Annotated in this window: 14 protein-coding genes; 7 read left to right on the top strand and 7 right to left on the bottom strand. The window is 70.9% G+C overall.

Annotated elements, in window-relative coordinates; all coding sequences use genetic code 11:
* Positions 1-27 precede the first annotated feature (27 nt).
* Positions 28-891, bottom strand: coding sequence for a F510_1955 family glycosylhydrolase (locus tag ACZ2G1_RS10645; RefSeq protein ID WP_470376716.1), 864 nt, complete (start codon positions 889-891; stop codon positions 28-30).
* Positions 888-2,393: a multicopper oxidase family protein gene (locus ACZ2G1_RS10650; protein WP_470376717.1), complete on the bottom strand. Its 1,506-nt coding sequence runs from the start codon at positions 2,391-2,393 to the stop codon at positions 888-890. Before ACZ2G1_RS10650 ends, ACZ2G1_RS10645 begins: the two co-directional genes overlap by 4 nt.
* A 160-nt stretch (positions 2,394-2,553) precedes the next feature.
* On the opposite strand from ACZ2G1_RS10650, the gene ACZ2G1_RS10655 reads away from it, so the two are divergent.
* The 7 genes from ACZ2G1_RS10655 (at position 2,554) to ACZ2G1_RS10685 (ending at position 8,752) form a co-directional block, all read left to right on the top strand.
* Positions 2,554-3,261, top strand: coding sequence for a response regulator transcription factor (locus ACZ2G1_RS10655; protein ID WP_470376718.1), 708 nt, complete (start codon positions 2,554-2,556; stop codon positions 3,259-3,261).
* Entirely contained in the window at positions 3,258-4,454 is a 1,197-nt protein-coding gene (locus ACZ2G1_RS10660) for a sensor histidine kinase (protein ID WP_470376719.1), read from the top strand. The genes ACZ2G1_RS10655 and ACZ2G1_RS10660 overlap by 4 nt, the downstream gene beginning before the upstream one ends.
* A 59-nt stretch (positions 4,455-4,513) precedes the next feature.
* A complete protein-coding gene (locus ACZ2G1_RS10665; protein WP_470376720.1) occupies positions 4,514-4,846 on the top strand; it encodes a heavy-metal-associated domain-containing protein in 333 nt (110 codons plus the stop codon).
* Between the two features lie 76 nt (positions 4,847-4,922).
* Complete coding sequence (locus ACZ2G1_RS10670) at positions 4,923-5,627, top strand: DUF305 domain-containing protein (protein ID WP_470376721.1); 705 nt, start codon at positions 4,923-4,925, stop codon at positions 5,625-5,627.
* A gap of 98 nt (positions 5,628-5,725) precedes the next feature.
* On the top strand, positions 5,726-6,400 hold the full coding sequence (locus tag ACZ2G1_RS10675) for a multicopper oxidase domain-containing protein (RefSeq protein ID WP_470376722.1): 675 nt from the start codon (positions 5,726-5,728) through the stop codon (positions 6,398-6,400).
* Positions 6,361-7,725, top strand: coding sequence for an APC family permease (locus tag ACZ2G1_RS10680; RefSeq protein WP_470376723.1), 1,365 nt, complete (start codon positions 6,361-6,363; stop codon positions 7,723-7,725). The genes ACZ2G1_RS10675 and ACZ2G1_RS10680 overlap by 40 nt, the downstream gene beginning before the upstream one ends.
* A 145-nt stretch (positions 7,726-7,870) precedes the next feature.
* A complete protein-coding gene (locus tag ACZ2G1_RS10685; RefSeq protein WP_470376724.1) occupies positions 7,871-8,752 on the top strand; it encodes a potassium channel family protein in 882 nt (293 codons plus the stop codon).
* 56 nt (positions 8,753-8,808) lie between these two features.
* On the opposite strand, the gene ACZ2G1_RS10690 is transcribed toward ACZ2G1_RS10685, so the two are convergent.
* The 5 genes from ACZ2G1_RS10690 to ACZ2G1_RS10710 are packed head-to-tail and all read right to left on the bottom strand — an operon-like array spanning position 8,809 to position 14,523.
* Positions 8,809-10,230, bottom strand: coding sequence for an NADH-quinone oxidoreductase subunit N (locus ACZ2G1_RS10690; protein ID WP_470376725.1), 1,422 nt, complete (start codon positions 10,228-10,230; stop codon positions 8,809-8,811).
* A gap of 15 nt (positions 10,231-10,245) precedes the next feature.
* Complete coding sequence (locus tag ACZ2G1_RS10695) at positions 10,246-11,736, bottom strand: complex I subunit 4 family protein (protein WP_470376726.1); 1,491 nt, start codon at positions 11,734-11,736, stop codon at positions 10,246-10,248.
* A 2-nt stretch (positions 11,737-11,738) separates the two neighbouring features.
* On the bottom strand, positions 11,739-13,664 hold the full coding sequence (locus tag ACZ2G1_RS10700) for a proton-conducting transporter transmembrane domain-containing protein (RefSeq protein ID WP_470376727.1): 1,926 nt from the start codon (positions 13,662-13,664) through the stop codon (positions 11,739-11,741).
* Positions 13,661-13,963 (bottom strand): NADH-quinone oxidoreductase subunit NuoK, encoded by a 303-nt coding sequence (locus tag ACZ2G1_RS10705; protein ID WP_010534530.1) that lies wholly within the window; start codon positions 13,961-13,963, stop codon positions 13,661-13,663. Before ACZ2G1_RS10705 ends, ACZ2G1_RS10700 begins: the two co-directional genes overlap by 4 nt.
* The gene (locus tag ACZ2G1_RS10710; protein WP_470376728.1) at positions 13,960-14,523 is read right to left on the bottom strand and encodes an NADH-quinone oxidoreductase subunit J; all 564 of its coding nucleotides are present in this window, start codon (positions 14,521-14,523) and stop codon (positions 13,960-13,962) included. Before ACZ2G1_RS10710 ends, ACZ2G1_RS10705 begins: the two co-directional genes overlap by 4 nt.
* Positions 14,524-14,525: the final 2 nt, after the last annotated feature.

Consider the following 14,525-nt stretch of genomic DNA (forward strand, 5'->3'; position numbering starts at 1 on the left):
CCGCGGCAAGAGCGTGGGTGTTGCCCGTTACAGCAGTTGCTCGACGGTGTTTCCTCCGTCGGTGATGCGCAGGACGGTGGAGCCAGTCACTAGAAGGGTCTCCGCCGCCCCGTCGCCGGTCATGCTCGCCCCCAGGGCGGTGACCTCCCCGAAGGTTTTCCTGGTGGCTGTCCAGGTCTGCCCGGAGTCGTCGCTGATCAGCAAGCGACCGCCGGGCCCAGCACCCACCACCGTGTGGTCATCGGCCCAGGCCACCAGGGACATCAACTGCGGGGTGTTCACGCTCGTCCAGGTGGCCCCGTCGTCGGTGGACCGCAACAGGCCGTCCTCGGTGGTGGCCAGCGTCGCCCCGCCGCGCGGGGCGATGGCCAGGGCCGACGGGTCCGAGGGGATCGCGACGGTTCCCCAGGTGCGCCCGTCGGTGCTGGTGCGCAGTTGCCCGTCGAAGGCGAGAATCCGATCCGGGCCTGCGGTCAGGGCGTGGAAGTCCGACTCCCCGGCCCGCGACAGCACACTCCAGGTCTGGCCGCCGTCGGTGGACTCGACCAGTCCCAGCGGCTCGGGCAACTCCACCCCGGGTCCGGGGTGGCCCGAGGCCAGGTAGCGTCCGTCGCCGGTGGAGGTGAAGCCCATCAGGTCCACGGTCGGGCCGATCTGGGTGAGTTCCTTGTTCTCCAGCAGGAACAGGCCTTGGTGGGTGGCCAGCAGGATCACCCCGGTTGCCGTGTCCCGGGTGATGGTGTGCACGTGGGTGATGGCGGTGCCACCGTCGCTGCTGGAAGAGGACGAGGACTCTGACTGTGGTGACTGTGGTGAGCAGGCGGTGACAGCCCACCCCGTCCCGGCGACCAGGCCGACGGAGAACAGGGTGCGTCGGGTGACAACGGTCATGGGCGGTATTTCAGCTCGGTCGTCATGCCGGCCTCGGCGTGGTAGATGTTGTGGCAGTGGATCAGCCAGTTCCCGGGATTGTCCGCCTGCAGATCGATGGCCATCGACTGCATCGGGGCGATCAGGACGGTGTCCTTGCGCAGGCCGTTGGGCAACGCGAAGGTGTGCCCGTGCAGGTGCAGGGGATGGGCCATCATCGTGTGGTTGGCCACGTTGAGCCGCACCCGCTGTCCCTCTTGGATCTCCAGGGGGTCGTGCTGCCCGTAGGGGTCCCCGTTGAATCCCCACTCGTAAGGATTCATCTGTCCGGTCATGGCCAGCTCCAGGCGCACGTCGGGTTCCCGGGCCTCGAGCCGGGCGCTGTCCGCCGGTTTCAGGTCGGCGCCGATGAGCACGGATTTGTCCAGTTCCACCGGTCGCACTGACGACGGCGGTGGGCTGCCAGCCCCGGTGCGCACCAGGGCTATGGCCTGCCCAACCTTGCCCAGCGGAACGGCCACGAACGGGAAGACACCCTCGGCCAGGGTGACGGTCGCGTCGTAGCGCTCCCCCATGCCCAGATAGAGGGCATCGTTGTCCTGCGGCTGCACGGGGAACCCGTCGGTGTGAGTGACCGTCATCCGGTGCCCGCCCAGGGCGACCGTGAAGATGGTGTCCGCAGCAGCGTTGATGATCCGCAACCGCACCCGTTGGCCCGGCTTCGCAGTGAGCACCTCCGGGGCAGCCGGCACCCGCCCGTTGACTAGGTAGTGCGGGTAGGCCACGTCCCCGGCGTCATCGCCGTATGGGGAGTCACCGGAGCTCATGCTGCCGTGATCCATTCCAGCCATACCCTCCGAGGAGCCAGAAGACATGTCCATGCCGGCCATGTTCCCGTGGTCCATGCCACCTTCCCCTGAGGAGGTCAGGGTGGTCAGGATGTCGTCGGGGGTCCGGCCCGTGCCGTCGACCCAGTCGTCGAGGACCAGGATCCACTCGTGGTCGTAGTCCCCGGGTTCCTGGGGGTCATCAATGATCAGTGGGGCATAAAGGCCGCGGTCCAGCTGGACCCCGACGTGCGGGTGGTAAAAATAGGTGCCCGGATCCGGGACGGTGTAGTCGTAGGTGTAGGTGGCACCGGCTGCGATCGGGTCCTGGGTCACCCCGGGCACCCCATCCGCCGCCTGGTCCAGGGCGATCCCGTGCCAGTGCACGGTGGTCTGCGCCGGCAACTGGTTGTCGACGGTGATCCGCAGACGGTCCCCGGCGGTTGCGCGGATGAGCGGACCGGGGGCGCTGTCGCCGTAGGCCCATGTCGACACGCTCGGCCCGCCCAGGTCCAGGCGCACCGGCCGGGCGGTGAGCGTCTTGGCGACAACGCGCTGACCGGCGCCCGCAGAGGCAACCCTGGACCCCGTGCCGGCCGCGGAGGAGGTGGAAGGAGCGGAGCAGGCCGCTAGGGCACTGGAGCCGAACAGGCCCAGCCCACCGACCACCAGGCTTCTGCGGGAGAGGGTGTTCATGAATTCCTTTCCGGGTCATCAGGCAAGATGGGGATCCAGAACCATCTTCGGCGGGTCAGAAGCAGGAAAGAGTCCGATTCCCTTGAAGGTTTGACGAAGATTGTGGAGAATCCGGTCCCCGGCGGCGATCTGCCCGAGGCGACGGGGGACACTAGGGGGCATGACTTCCGGCACCGACTCCGCGGCCCCGGCCGGGCGCGTGCTCGTGGTGGACGACGAGAAGCCCCTGGCCCAGATGGTCGCCACCTACCTGACTCGGGCCGGCTTCGACGTCGCCGCCGCCCATACCGGCCCCGATGCCCTTCAAGCCGCCCGCACCCGGGAGCCCGACGTCGTCGTCCTGGACCTGGGGCTTCCCGGGCTGGACGGGATCGAGGTGTGCCGCCGACTGCGGGCCTTCTCGGAGTGCTACGTGCTGATGCTCACCGCCCGCGGGGACGAAGAGGACAAGCTGGCCGGGCTGGAGGTCGGGGCCGATGACTACATCACCAAGCCCTTCAGCGTCCGTGAGCTCGTCGCCCGGGTCCAAGCGGTGCTGCGCCGGCCCCGCACCACGATCGCACCACCGGAGCCGGAGCGAGTGATCGGGGATCTCGTCATCGACCTCGCCACCCACGAGGCCCGGGTGGCCCAGGCCCCGGTGGCATTGACCCGCACCGAGTTCGATCTGCTCGCGGCCCTGTCCGCCCGCCCGCACCAACCGCTCTCGCGCCGTCAGCTCATCGACACCGTCTGGGACCCGGCCTGGGTGGGCGATGAGCGGATCGTGGACGTCCACATCGGGCACCTGCGCCGCAAGCTCGGCGAGGACGCCAGCCGTTACATCGATACCGTCCGTGGGGTCGGTTACCGGATGGTGGCTCGATGATCCGCCGGCGACACCCCTACGGGCTGGCCTCTCGGTTCCTGATCGCCCAGCTGCTGGTGGTGGCCGCCAGTCTGGTCGCCGCCGTCGTGGTCGCTTCGTTTGCGGGCCCGCTCCTGTTTCACGAGCACCTGCTTCGTGCCGGGGTGGTGCGTGATTCCGCGCAACTACTCCACGCTGAGCAGGCCTACCGGGACACGAACCTGATCACCCTTGTGGTGGCTTTGGTTACCGCCCTGGCGTGTGCTGTGCTAGCCGCCTTCTGGTTGTCACGCCGCATCCAAGTCTCACTTGGGCGGCTGACGGAGGCAGCACAGAGCATGGCTCACGGTCACTACGACATCCGGGTCCCGGACATGGGGGCCGGCACTGAGGTAGAAGCCCTGGCTGCTTCGTTCAACACCATGGCTGGCCAGCTGGAGCGCACCGAGGACATCCGCCGACGGATGCTCTCGGATCTGGCCCATGAGATGCGCACCCCGATCTCCGTGCTCACCATCTATCTCGAGGCCCTCCAGGACGGGGTCACCTACTGGGACGAGACCACCAGCGAGCTCATGGCCGACCAGTTGGGCCGGCTGACCCGCCTGGTCGAAGACATTAACGACGTCTCCCGGGCCGAGGAGGGCCGCATCAATCTGGACCGCACCGAGCAGTCTGTAGGTGAACTCATCCGCGCTGCCGCCGAGGCCCACCGCGAAGCCTACGCCGCCAAGGGCGTTGACCTGGACATCGATGCCGACGGCCCTGCCCTGGACGAATCCGCGGTGGACGTGGACCGGCAGCGGATGGGCCAAGTGATGGGCAACCTGCTGTCCAACGCCCTGCGCCACACCCCGCCCGGCGGGCAGGTGAAAATTAGCACCGCGGCAGAGGACTCCGAGGGCATCGCCGTCCGCGTCACCGACACCGGTGACGGCATCAGGACCGAACAGTTGCCGCATATCTTCGAACGGTTCTACCGCGGCGACACCGCCCGCGACCGCGACCACGGCGGCTCCGGGATCGGCTTGACCATCTCCAAAGCCCTGATTGAGGCCCACGGCGGGACGCTGACCGCCACCTCGCCCGGCCCCGGCGCCGGAGCGGCTTTCACCGTGGAGCTACCCCGCCACCCACACAACGGCCCACGGTCGGCCGGAACCGCCACAGGTTCCCCACGCTTGCAGCATACCCCCCTTGGGTATATACCCTAGGGATGTAGCGACCCTCTGGGCCCCTCCTACCCCGCACGATCCGATCCAAGGAGCACCCCATGACGAACACCCCCCGCACCCCATTGCCGATGGCCTCCACCGGTTGCGCCTGCTGCGCCCCCGCCCCGGTCGTCGACCAGCCAGCTCCCGCCGCTAAGGCGTCCGCCTCGGCCGGCACCTCCACGACGTACCAGGTGGAGGGCATGACCTGCGGCCACTGCGCGACCAGCGTCACCGAGGAGATCACCGCCCTGGACAGTGTGACCGACGTGCACATCGACCTGGTGGCCGGTGGCGTCTCGGCCGTCACCGTCACCGCCGCCGGCCCGCTGTCGACGACGGAGGTCCGAGCCGCCGTGGAGGAAGCCGGCTACGCCCTCGTCAGCGCCTGACCAACCCTCGACTACTGGGCCCGCTCCCCACGCAGGCCCTGCCCGCCCCAGTTCCCTCACCCAGTAAGGACCCGACGTGAACCGTTCCACCACTCTTGCCGGCCTCACCCTGATCTCCGTCCTCGCTCTGGCAGGATGCGCCGGAGAGACCGAAGAGTCCGCCGGCAACACCGCCTCCGAGACCACTAGCTCCGCGCCCTCGAGCCCCGAGGCCGGCGCCGACCAGTCGGCCGCCCCGTCCGGCTCCGCCGCTGGGGCCGAGATCTCGGCCGAGCACAATGACGCGGATGTGATGTTCGCCCAGGAGATGCGCGTGCACCATGAGCAGGCTGTCGAGATGAGCCAGACGCTGCTGGCCAAGGAGGGCATCCCGGAGGAGGTCCGTCAGCTGGCCGAAGGCGTGATCGCTGCCCAAGGCCCCGAGATCGAGCAGATGGACCGGATGCTCCAGGCTTGGGATGAGCCGACCACGGCGGAGGCCGAGGAGATGGAGGGCATGGACCACGGCTCCATGGATTCCGGTTCCGAACCGGGTATGAACGGGATGATGAGTGAGGAGGACCTGGGCCAGCTCGAGGACGCCCAGGGGACCGAAGCGGCCCGGCTGTACCTGGAGCAGATGACCGTCCACCACGAAGGCGCGATCGACATGGCCCGGGAGCAGATGGAAAACGGCGCCAATCCTGAGGCGCTCGAGCTGGCCGAGGACGTCGTGGCCGCCCAGGAGGCAGAAATCGCCGAGATGAACCGGATGCTCGAGGAGCTGCCGGCTGGGTCCTGAGAAAGGGTTACGACAACCCAGGACTACCTCGACCGTGCAGTTGATCGAAGGATCGTATCGACGCAAGAAGGATCCCAGTCGTGATGGACGAGGGCAGCATGGACAGCATGACTGGCGGCGCCATGCCCAGCGCCGGCGCCGATGAGGCCATTGGATTCCTGGCCCTAGAAGCCTCCGGCGAGTCTGCCGGCACGCCGCCTCCCGTCCCGGCGGCGGCGCCCCTGAGCGATCTGCATGACGAGCCGGCCGCGGCCCGGCGTTCCCTGGGCATGGGCGTGGACGGGAGGGGCGGCGGGGTGACGGACAGTATGGGCGGGCCCGGGGCGGCGCTGTCCTTCCCCATCAACAGGGATGAGTTCGACGCTGGGCGCACCGATCAGACGGTTGCGGCCGGGTCGGTGGAGGAGTGGACGCTGACCAACTCCAGCCCCATGGACCACCCCATGCACCTGCACGTGTGGCCCCTGCAGGTCGTCCAGGACGGGGAGCGGGATCTTACCGAGCCGCTCTGGCTGGACGTGGCCAACATCCCCGCCTTCGGGTGGGTGACGGTGCGGGTGGCCTTCAACGACCACGGCGGCCCCACTGCCTGTCACTGCCACCTCCTCGACCACGGGGACCTCGGCATGGTGGGCACCGTCGAAGCCCGCAGGACCTACCCACTCCAATTTTGTCCGACAACCCCGCCGCCGGGAAGCGATCGAGGCCCGGCAGGAAGGACGTGCAGCTCCTTATGGACCACAGCACACAGACCCAGAAGAAGCTGTCCCTGACCGGATCCGTGGCCCTGGGAACCGGGGTGATGATCGGGGCCGGGATCTTCGCCCTCGTGGGGCAGGTGGCCGAGCTGGCCGGCGGCTGGGTGCCTTGGGCGTTCCTCGCCGGGGCCGTGGTCGTGGCGTTCAGCTCCTACTCCTACTACTCCTACATCCGCTACTCGGCCACCAATCCGTCCTCCGGCGGGATCGCGATGCTGCTCAAGGCCGCCTACGGCCCCGGGGTTCTCGCCGGGTCCTTCTCCCTGTTCATGTACGTGTCGATGATCCTGGCCGAGTCCCTGCTGGGCCGCACCTTCGGCACCTACCTGCTCCGTCCCTTCGGCCTGCAGGACTCCGCGGTGTGGGTGCCGGTGCTGGCGGTGGTGGCCATCGCGGCCGCCGCCCTGGTCAACCTGGTGGGCAACCGGTGGGTGGAGCGCTCGGCCACGGTGACCGCGGCGATCAAGATCGTGGGGATCGCCGTGCTGGCGATCGCGGGCATCCTCGCGGCCGGGGTGTCCTCCCTGAGCCGGCAGTTCACCGCCGCCGACCGCACCCCACCGGAGGCGGGATGGCTGGGCTTCCTGGCCGGGACCACCCTGTGCATCCTGGCGTACAAGGGCTTCACCACGATCACCAACCAGGGCGCGGACCTGGAGCAGCCGCAGCGCAACATCGGCCGTTCCATCATGATCTCCATCGCCCTGTGCACCGTGCTCTACCTACTGATCACCGTCGCGGTCACCGGCAGCCTGACCGTGCCGCAGATCGTCGAGGCCCGGGACTACGCCCTGGCCGAGGCCGCCGAACCGATGTTCGGCGCCTGGGGTGTGCGGCTGACCGTGGTGATCGCCGTCGTCGCGACGCTGTCGGGGCTGGTCGCGAGCCTGTTCTCGGTCTCGAAGCTCTACGACATGCTCCGCGACATGGGCCAGGCCCCCGGGCTGCCGGGCAAGGAGGGCCACCAGTCGCTGTACATCACCGCCGGGCTGGCGATCCTGATGGCCGCCTTCTTCGACCTGTCCCAGATCGCCTCCCTCGGCGCCATCCTGTACCTGGCCATGGACATCGCCATCCACTGGGGCATCATCCGCCATCTCAAGGACGACGTCGGGGCCAAGCCGTGGATCCCCTGGGTCGCGATCGTGCTCGACGTCGCGGTGCTCGTGCCGTTCCTGATCCTGAAGGCCCAGTCCGATCCGTTCACCCTGGTGATCACGGCCGTGGTGGCCCTGACCATCGTCGTGATCCAGTGGGTGGTGGTCCGCCGCCGGCCCGACGAAGCCTCGGAGGAAGGTGCGTCGGAGGAAGGTGCGTCGGAACGTCATTCCGCCCGCTGAGCCGGCCCCGGCTCCCGGAGGCCGGAGAATCCGCCTTCGAGCATGTCCCTCCGGGAGGCCGAAACGGTGTCCGGCCCGCCGATCGTTGATACCCGCGTTATAGGACCGGTGGGCGGGCTCAGAGAACCAGAACGAACAACGGAGGATGATAGTGGGCGTATTTCTGACAATCCTGGGGATCGTGGTCATCGTGGCCGGGCTGATGGACATGTTCCACACCCTGCTGCACCCCAGCGGCCGGGGGCGTCTGAGCCGGCTGGTGCTCTCGGCGGTGTGGAAGGTCTCGAAGGCGACCGGGCACCGGGCGGGCTCTGCCGTGGGGCCGGCGGCGATGGTCGCCGTCATCCTGCTGTGGGTGGCCTCGCAGGGGGTGGGCTGGGCCCTGGTCTACTACCCGCACGTCCCGGGCGGGTTCATGTACTCCTCGGGCGTGAACCCGGCGAACTACCCCGATGCCGTCGAAGCCCTCTACGTCTCCTTCGTGACGCTGTCGACGCTGGGATACGGGGACGTGGTGGCCACCGACCCTTGGATCCGGGCGGTCTCGCCCTTCGAGGCGCTGACCGGGTTCGCGCTGCTGACGGCCGCGCTGACCTGGTTCACCCAGATCTACCCGCCCCTGTCGCGGCGCCGGGCGCTGGCCCTGCAGCTGAAGGGTCTGGCCGATGCCGGCTGCGCCGAGGCGATCGGAGAGCTGGACGCGGCCACCGCCTCTCGGGTCCTGGACACCCTCGAGGCCGACGTGGGGAAGGTGTCCGTGGACTTCACCCAGCACACCGAGGGCTTCTACTTCCAGGAGAGCAACCCCGACCTGTCCCTGGCCCGGCAGCTGCCGTATGCGCTGCGGTTGGCCGATGCGGCCATGGCCCGGCCCGAGGCGGCGGTGCAGCTGAGCGCCCAGCGGCTGTCCTCGGCCCTGGAGCAGCTCGGGTCCGAGATCAAGGACGACTTCCTGGGCACCGGGAAGAACCCCGGTGAGGTCTTCACCGCCTATGCTGCCGAGCACGGCCAGAGCACCCGGACCTGAGCTTCACCTCCTCGAGGATCTCGCGCGGGTGGTCCAGGCCGCGGGGGTCGCCGCACCTACATGACCAGGGGACCGTCGAGGACCGCCCACAGGACCCCGGCAAGGATGCCGATCCCCAGGCTTGCCATGGCGGCGACCCCGGCAGTGGCCGCCGGCCAGGCGGCCGCCCCGCCGCGGCCGGGGAACCCCGCGGCGTCCCGGTCCGGACGGGCGAAGACGGGGGCGAACCAGCGCAGGTAGTAGAACAGGCTGAGCACGCTGTTGAGCATCACCACCAGGGCCAGCCAGCCGTGCCCGCCGTCCCAGGCCGCGGTGGCGGTGGTGAGCTTGCCGACGAACACGGCCAGCGGCGGGGTCCCCACCAGCCCCAGCAGCGCCACCAGCAGGGCCAGCCCCAGCCCGGGACGGGCGCGGGCCAGACCCCGGTAGGCGGCCAGCTCCCGGTGCTCGGGCAGCGCGGCGGTCACGGCGAACGCGGCGACGTTGGTGACGGCGTAGGCGGCGAGGTAGAACAGCAGAGAGGGCAGGGCCAGGTCGCTGCGCCCGGCCGCGGCCACGGGCACGAGCAGGAACCCGACCTGGGACACCGTCGACCAGCCCAGCAGCCTGCGTGGGTCGCTCTGCCAGTAGGCGGCGAGGTTGCCCAGGAACATCGAGGCGGTGGCCAGCAGGGCTGCGACGAGCAACCAGGAGTCGTCGCCGGCGGAGACCGTGGCCACGAGCCGGTACACGGCCACCAGCGCCCCCACCTTGGGCACGGTGGTGAGGAACGTGGCGGCGGTGGCCCCGGTGCCCTGGGCGGCGTCGGGCACCCAGAAGTGGAAGGGCACCCCGCCGGCCTTGAAGAGCAGCCCGGCGAGCACGCCCAGCACGCCCGCGCCCACGGCCGCGGCCGGGGCGGCGGGCAGGGTGTCCTGGAGCAGGGCGTAGTCGGTGCCGCCGGCCAGGGCATAGAGGACAGTGACCCCGGCCATGAGCAGGATCCCGGACAGTGCGCCCATGAGGTAGGTCTTCATGGCGGCCTCAGCTCCGGCGCGCCCGCCCGTGAGGCCGACGATTCCGTACAGGGGGATGCTGGCCAGCAGGAACCCCACGATCAGCACGAGCAGGTCGGTGGACCCGGCCAGGACCATCAACCCGGTGGTGGCGAAGAGCAGCAGCGCGTACGTGTCCGACTCCCGCGGGGACCCGGCGATCTCCCCGGAGGCCACCCCCAGGACCAGCAGGGTGGTCAGGGCGGCGATCACCCGGGCGGCCCCGGTGGCGGTGTCCACGGTGAAGGTGCCGCTGAAGGCGCTCTGCGCGGGCCCGGCCATGGCGAGGGCCGCGGCGGTCGCGGCGCCCAGCAGGGCCAGGGCCGCCGCGGCGCGGGCGATCCACTGCCGGTCGCGGGGCAGGAACGATCCGCCCAGCAGCACCACCAGCCCCCCGAGGAAGACGAGAATCTCGGGCAGCAGCAACTCCGGGCGCATCTGCATCGAGGCCTCCATCGGCTACCGTCCCACCAGGCCCACGAGGGCGGCCGAGGCCGGCTCGATCACCTCCAGCAGCACCCGGGGCAGCACCCCGATGAGCAGGGACAGTCCCAACAGCGGACCGGCGGACCACAGCTCCCGCGCCCGGAGGTCCACGAACCCGACGGTGTGCCCGGCCGCGGGGCCGGTGAAGACCCGCTGCAGGGCCCGAAGGAACAGGGCGGCGGTGACCAAGATGCCCAGCAGGGCAACCGCGGTGACCGGGGCGACCGCGATGCTGCCGGCGAAGATCTGGAACTCGGCGATGAACCCGGAGAACCCGGGCAGCCCCAGGGAGGCGAAGGCCCCGACCGCGAACAGCGCCGCGTAGCGCGGGGCGGGGGCGGCCAGCCCGCCGTAGGAGCCCATGTCGTAGGAGCCGGCCCGGTCCTGCATCACCCCGGCGAGCAGGAACAGGGCGGCGGTGATCAGCCCGTGGCTGACCATCTGCACGACTGCGCCGGTGACCGCCACGGACCGGGCCTGGGCGGCGCCCTCGGCGAGGACCCCGACCGCGCCCAGGGCCAGGACGATGTAGCCCATGTGGTTGACGGAGGTGTAGGCGATCATCCGCTTGAGGTCCGTCTGGGCCAGGGCCACGAACGCCCCGTAGAGCACCGAGACGACGCCGACGGCCACGATCACCCAGGCCCAGGCCCGCCACGCTTCGGGCAGGATCGGCATGGCGATGCGCACGAACCCGTAGGTGCCCATCTTCAGCAGCACGCCCGCCAGCACGGCCGAGCCGGTGGCCGGGGCGTCCGTGTGGGCCGGGGGGAGCCACGTGTGGAACGGCACGGTGGGGGTCTTCACGGCCAGGCCCACCAGGATCGCCGCGAGCACCAACCCCCCGGTGAGCGGATCGCCCGCCAGCGGCGTCGCGGCGACGAGCTCGGGGATGTCGAAGGTGTGCGGTGCCGCCGCCACGTAGAGCCCGATGAAGCCCAGCAGCAGGGCCAGGGAGCCCAGGAACGTGTAGAGGAAGAACTTCAGCGCCGACCGGACCGCGTTGCCGTGGCCCCACCCGGCGATCACGAAGTACATGCCCACGATGGACAGGTCGAAGAACACGAAGAACAGGATGAGGTCGGCCGCCACGAACACCCCGAGGCTCACGCCCTGCAGGAACAGGAACAGTGCGGCCTGCACGCGGGGGCGGTCCGCGTCCCGCAGGGCGTGGACGGCGCAGGCCAGGAACACGACGGCCGTCATGGCCAGCAGCGGCAGGGAGAGCCCGTCCACGCCCACGTGGTAGCTGCTGTTGACGCCGGGGATCCACGGCACCTGCTCCTCGTACGCCAGACCGTTGGGTCCCGGGTCCTCGTAGCCGGCCCACAGCACGCCCACGAGCAGCAGTTCCACGGCGCTCACCGCCACCCACGCCCAGCGGGCAGCCGCGGGCCCGATCGCGGGGACCACGGCCAGGGCGGCGGCGGCCAGCAGGGGCAGGAAGACGATCAGGCTCAGCATGTTCATCCCATCACGGCGTAGACGGACCAGGCCATGACGCCGACGGCGAGCACCGCGACGGCCTGGAGGAAGTACTGGTGGACGGCCCCGGTCTGCGGGGCCCGGGCCAGCTGCCCGAGCCGGCGGACCCGGCCGGCGAAGCCCTCGACGGCGCCGTCCACCACGTCGTCGTCGAGGCGGGCCGCGCCCCGGCCGGCCGCGGCGGCGGCGTGCGCGGTGGTGCCGACCCCGGCGTCGAGGACCCGGTCGTCGAACCGGGCCGCGGACCGGGCCAGCACCGGGACGGCACCGGCCGCGGCGGTCACGGCACGGTCCAGGACGAGGTCGTCGAACCGGGCCAGGGCGTGCGCCAGGCCCAGCGCGGGGCGCACGACGACGGCGTGCGCGGCGGCCTCCAACCCTAGCCACCCCGCGGCCCACCCCGGCTCGGGGGCGGGCAGGCGCAGCATCAGCAGCACCACGGCGGCCGCGATCGCGGCCGAGACGACCAGCTCGAGCGGGGCTACCTCACCGTGTCCGCCCAGAGCCCCGGCGAGCGTCCGGCTGACCGGGGGCAGGGCCAGAGCCCCCAGCACGGCCGCGCCGGCGGCGAGCACGACCAGCGGGGCCTGCTCCAGCGGCCCCACCCTCCCGGTGCCGCCTTCCGCGGCCTCGGTCCCCGTGGCCTCGGCGCGGCCGTCTCGACGCCAGATCGTCCAGAGGACCTTGCCCGCGTAGGCCGCCGACAGGGCCGCCGCCACGAGCCCGGCGGCGTAGAGCGGACCCGAGACCTCGAGGGCCCCGGCGAGCACCGCGTCCTTGGTGGCCCACAGGGACAGCGGGGCGATCCCGGCCAGGGCCAGCGCGCCCACGGTGGCGGTCACGCCCACGACGCGCCACCGGCGGCCGGCCCCGCGCAGTGCGGTGAGCTCCTCGGTGCCCAGCGCCGTCAGCCACGCCCCGGCGGCCAGGAACAGCAGGGCCTTGGTGGAGGCGTGGGCCACCAGGTGCGCCGCGCCGCCGCTGACCGCGCCCACCCCGGCGGCCAGCACCACGAAGCCCATCTGCGCCACCGTGGACGCCGCCAGCAGCTGCTTGAGCTCCCGCTGGGCCAGTGCCACGATCCCCATCAGCACCGCGGTGGCCACCCCGGCCCACGCGGCGGCCGGGCCCGCCCATCCGGTGGAGGCCAGCAGCGGCTCCACGCGCAGCAGCAGGTAGCCGCCCATGGCCACCATCGCCGCCGAGTGCAGCAGCGCGCTCACCGGGCTGGGGCCCTTCATCGCCCCGGAGAGCCAGAACGAGAAGGGCAGCTGCGCGGCCTTGCCCAGCGCGGCCACGAGGATCCCGGCCGCGATCACGTGGCGCCACGGGTCCTCGGCGGCCGGCAGGGCGGCCAGGGCCATCCCGGCGCCGCCGGCCAGGGCGGCGCCGGCGGCGACGTAGAGCCCCAGGTCCGCGGTGCGGGTCGTGACGAAGGCGGTCAGCCCGGCCGAGACACGATCGGTGTCTCGCCACCAGAACCCGATCAGGGCGTAGGAGGTCGCGCCCATCAGCTCCCAGGCGAACAGCAGCGCCGGCAGGCTGGCAGCCGTGGCGGTGGCCAGGGCCGCGGCGGCGAAGACCAGCATCAGCCCGTGGAAGCGAGGCTGTGCCGCCCGGATGTTGCCGGCCGCGAAGACCAGCACCAACAGGGTCACTCCCGCGACCATCGGGAGGGTGAGTGCTGCGAGGGCGTCGACCTCCAGGGCGAAGTCGGCGCCGGCCACGAACGGGTACGCCAGGGCCGGTCGCAGCAGGGCGGCGGCGGCCGCCAGCACCGTGGTCAGCGCAGCGGTCGCCATCGCGACCGGGGCCGCGGTACGCTCCGCCCGGGTGAGGGCGAGCACCGCGCCCACGGTGGCCGGGAGCACCACCACGGCCAGCAGTACGGCCTGGGACCCGGTCATCGGGAGAGCTCCTCGGCCATGTCGGTCATGTCGGTCTGGCGCCTGCGGTGCAGCAGCGTGGCCACGGCGAAGCCCATGGCCATCTCCACGGTCATGGCCGCCAGGACCACCAGCAGCAGCACCTGCCCGGAGGGGTCCGGGGCCAGGAACCACCAGAACCCGGCCGCGGCCAGCAGCACCCCGTTGATCATCAGCTCCAGGCCCATCATCACCATCACCACCACCTGCTGGGACAGGGCCCCGTAGAGCCCCACCGCGAACAGCGCGGCGGCCACCACCAGCACCGCTTCCAGGGTCACCGGCCCACACCTCCCGGCTGCGGGTCCTCGGCCGGGCGGCGGCGCAGGTCGTCACCGAGCCGGTCGTAGCGGGTGCGGTGAGCGGCCAGGACCACCCCGGCCACGATGGTGGCGACCATGACCGGGCCCACCACGGCCATGACCAGCATCTTCTCGCCCATGATCTCCAGGCCCAGCGCGTGCGTGAGGTCCTCGGGCGGGGCGCCGCGCCGTTGCGGCCACGGGACGAGCAGGGCGCCGGCGGCCAGCAGCACGAAGACCCCGGCCGAGGCGCCGATCGCGGTCTTCTTACCGTGGGTCATGTCCATGGGCATCAGCGCCGGGTTCATGCCCATGAACATCACCATGTAGACCGCCATCACCGCCATCTCCATCACCATCATGAGGATCGTGATGATCCCGAGGTAGCTCTGGCCCAGCAGCAGGATCTGCACCCCCACGGCGATGAAGGACAGGGCCAGGGCGTAGGTGGCCCGGGCCATGGAGTCCACCACGAACACGGCCACCCCGGCCGCCACCGCCACCACGGCGAGCACCCAGAACACGATTCCGACCAGCACGG

The sequence above is a fragment of the Kocuria sp. KKT182 genome (assembly GCF_055635395.1).

Excerpts from the sequence above, each read along its gene's own strand:
- ACZ2G1_RS10655 (WP_470376718.1), top strand. The coding sequence starts at position 2,554 with ATGACTTCCGGCACCGACTCCGCGGCCCCGGCCGGGCGCGTGCTCGTG.
- ACZ2G1_RS10685 (WP_470376724.1), top strand. The coding sequence starts at position 7,871 with ATGATAGTGGGCGTATTTCTGACAATCCTGGGGATCGTGGTCATCGTG.
- ACZ2G1_RS10660 (WP_470376719.1), top strand. The coding sequence starts at position 3,258 with ATGATCCGCCGGCGACACCCCTACGGGCTGGCCTCTCGGTTCCTGATC.
- ACZ2G1_RS10650 (WP_470376717.1), bottom strand. The coding sequence starts at position 2,393 with ATGAACACCCTCTCCCGCAGAAGCCTGGTGGTCGGTGGGCTGGGCCTG.
- ACZ2G1_RS10665 (WP_470376720.1), top strand. The coding sequence starts at position 4,514 with ATGACGAACACCCCCCGCACCCCATTGCCGATGGCCTCCACCGGTTGC.
- ACZ2G1_RS10645 (WP_470376716.1), bottom strand. The coding sequence starts at position 891 with ATGACCGTTGTCACCCGACGCACCCTGTTCTCCGTCGGCCTGGTCGCC.
- ACZ2G1_RS10700 (WP_470376727.1), bottom strand. The coding sequence starts at position 13,664 with ATGACCGGGTCCCAGGCCGTACTGCTGGCCGTGGTGGTGCTCCCGGCC.
- ACZ2G1_RS10680 (WP_470376723.1), top strand. The coding sequence starts at position 6,361 with ATGGACCACAGCACACAGACCCAGAAGAAGCTGTCCCTGACCGGATCC.
- ACZ2G1_RS10675 (WP_470376722.1), top strand. The coding sequence starts at position 5,726 with ATGGACAGCATGACTGGCGGCGCCATGCCCAGCGCCGGCGCCGATGAG.
- ACZ2G1_RS10690 (WP_470376725.1), bottom strand. The coding sequence starts at position 10,230 with ATGCAGATGCGCCCGGAGTTGCTGCTGCCCGAGATTCTCGTCTTCCTC.
- ACZ2G1_RS10695 (WP_470376726.1), bottom strand. The coding sequence starts at position 11,736 with ATGCTGAGCCTGATCGTCTTCCTGCCCCTGCTGGCCGCCGCCGCCCTG.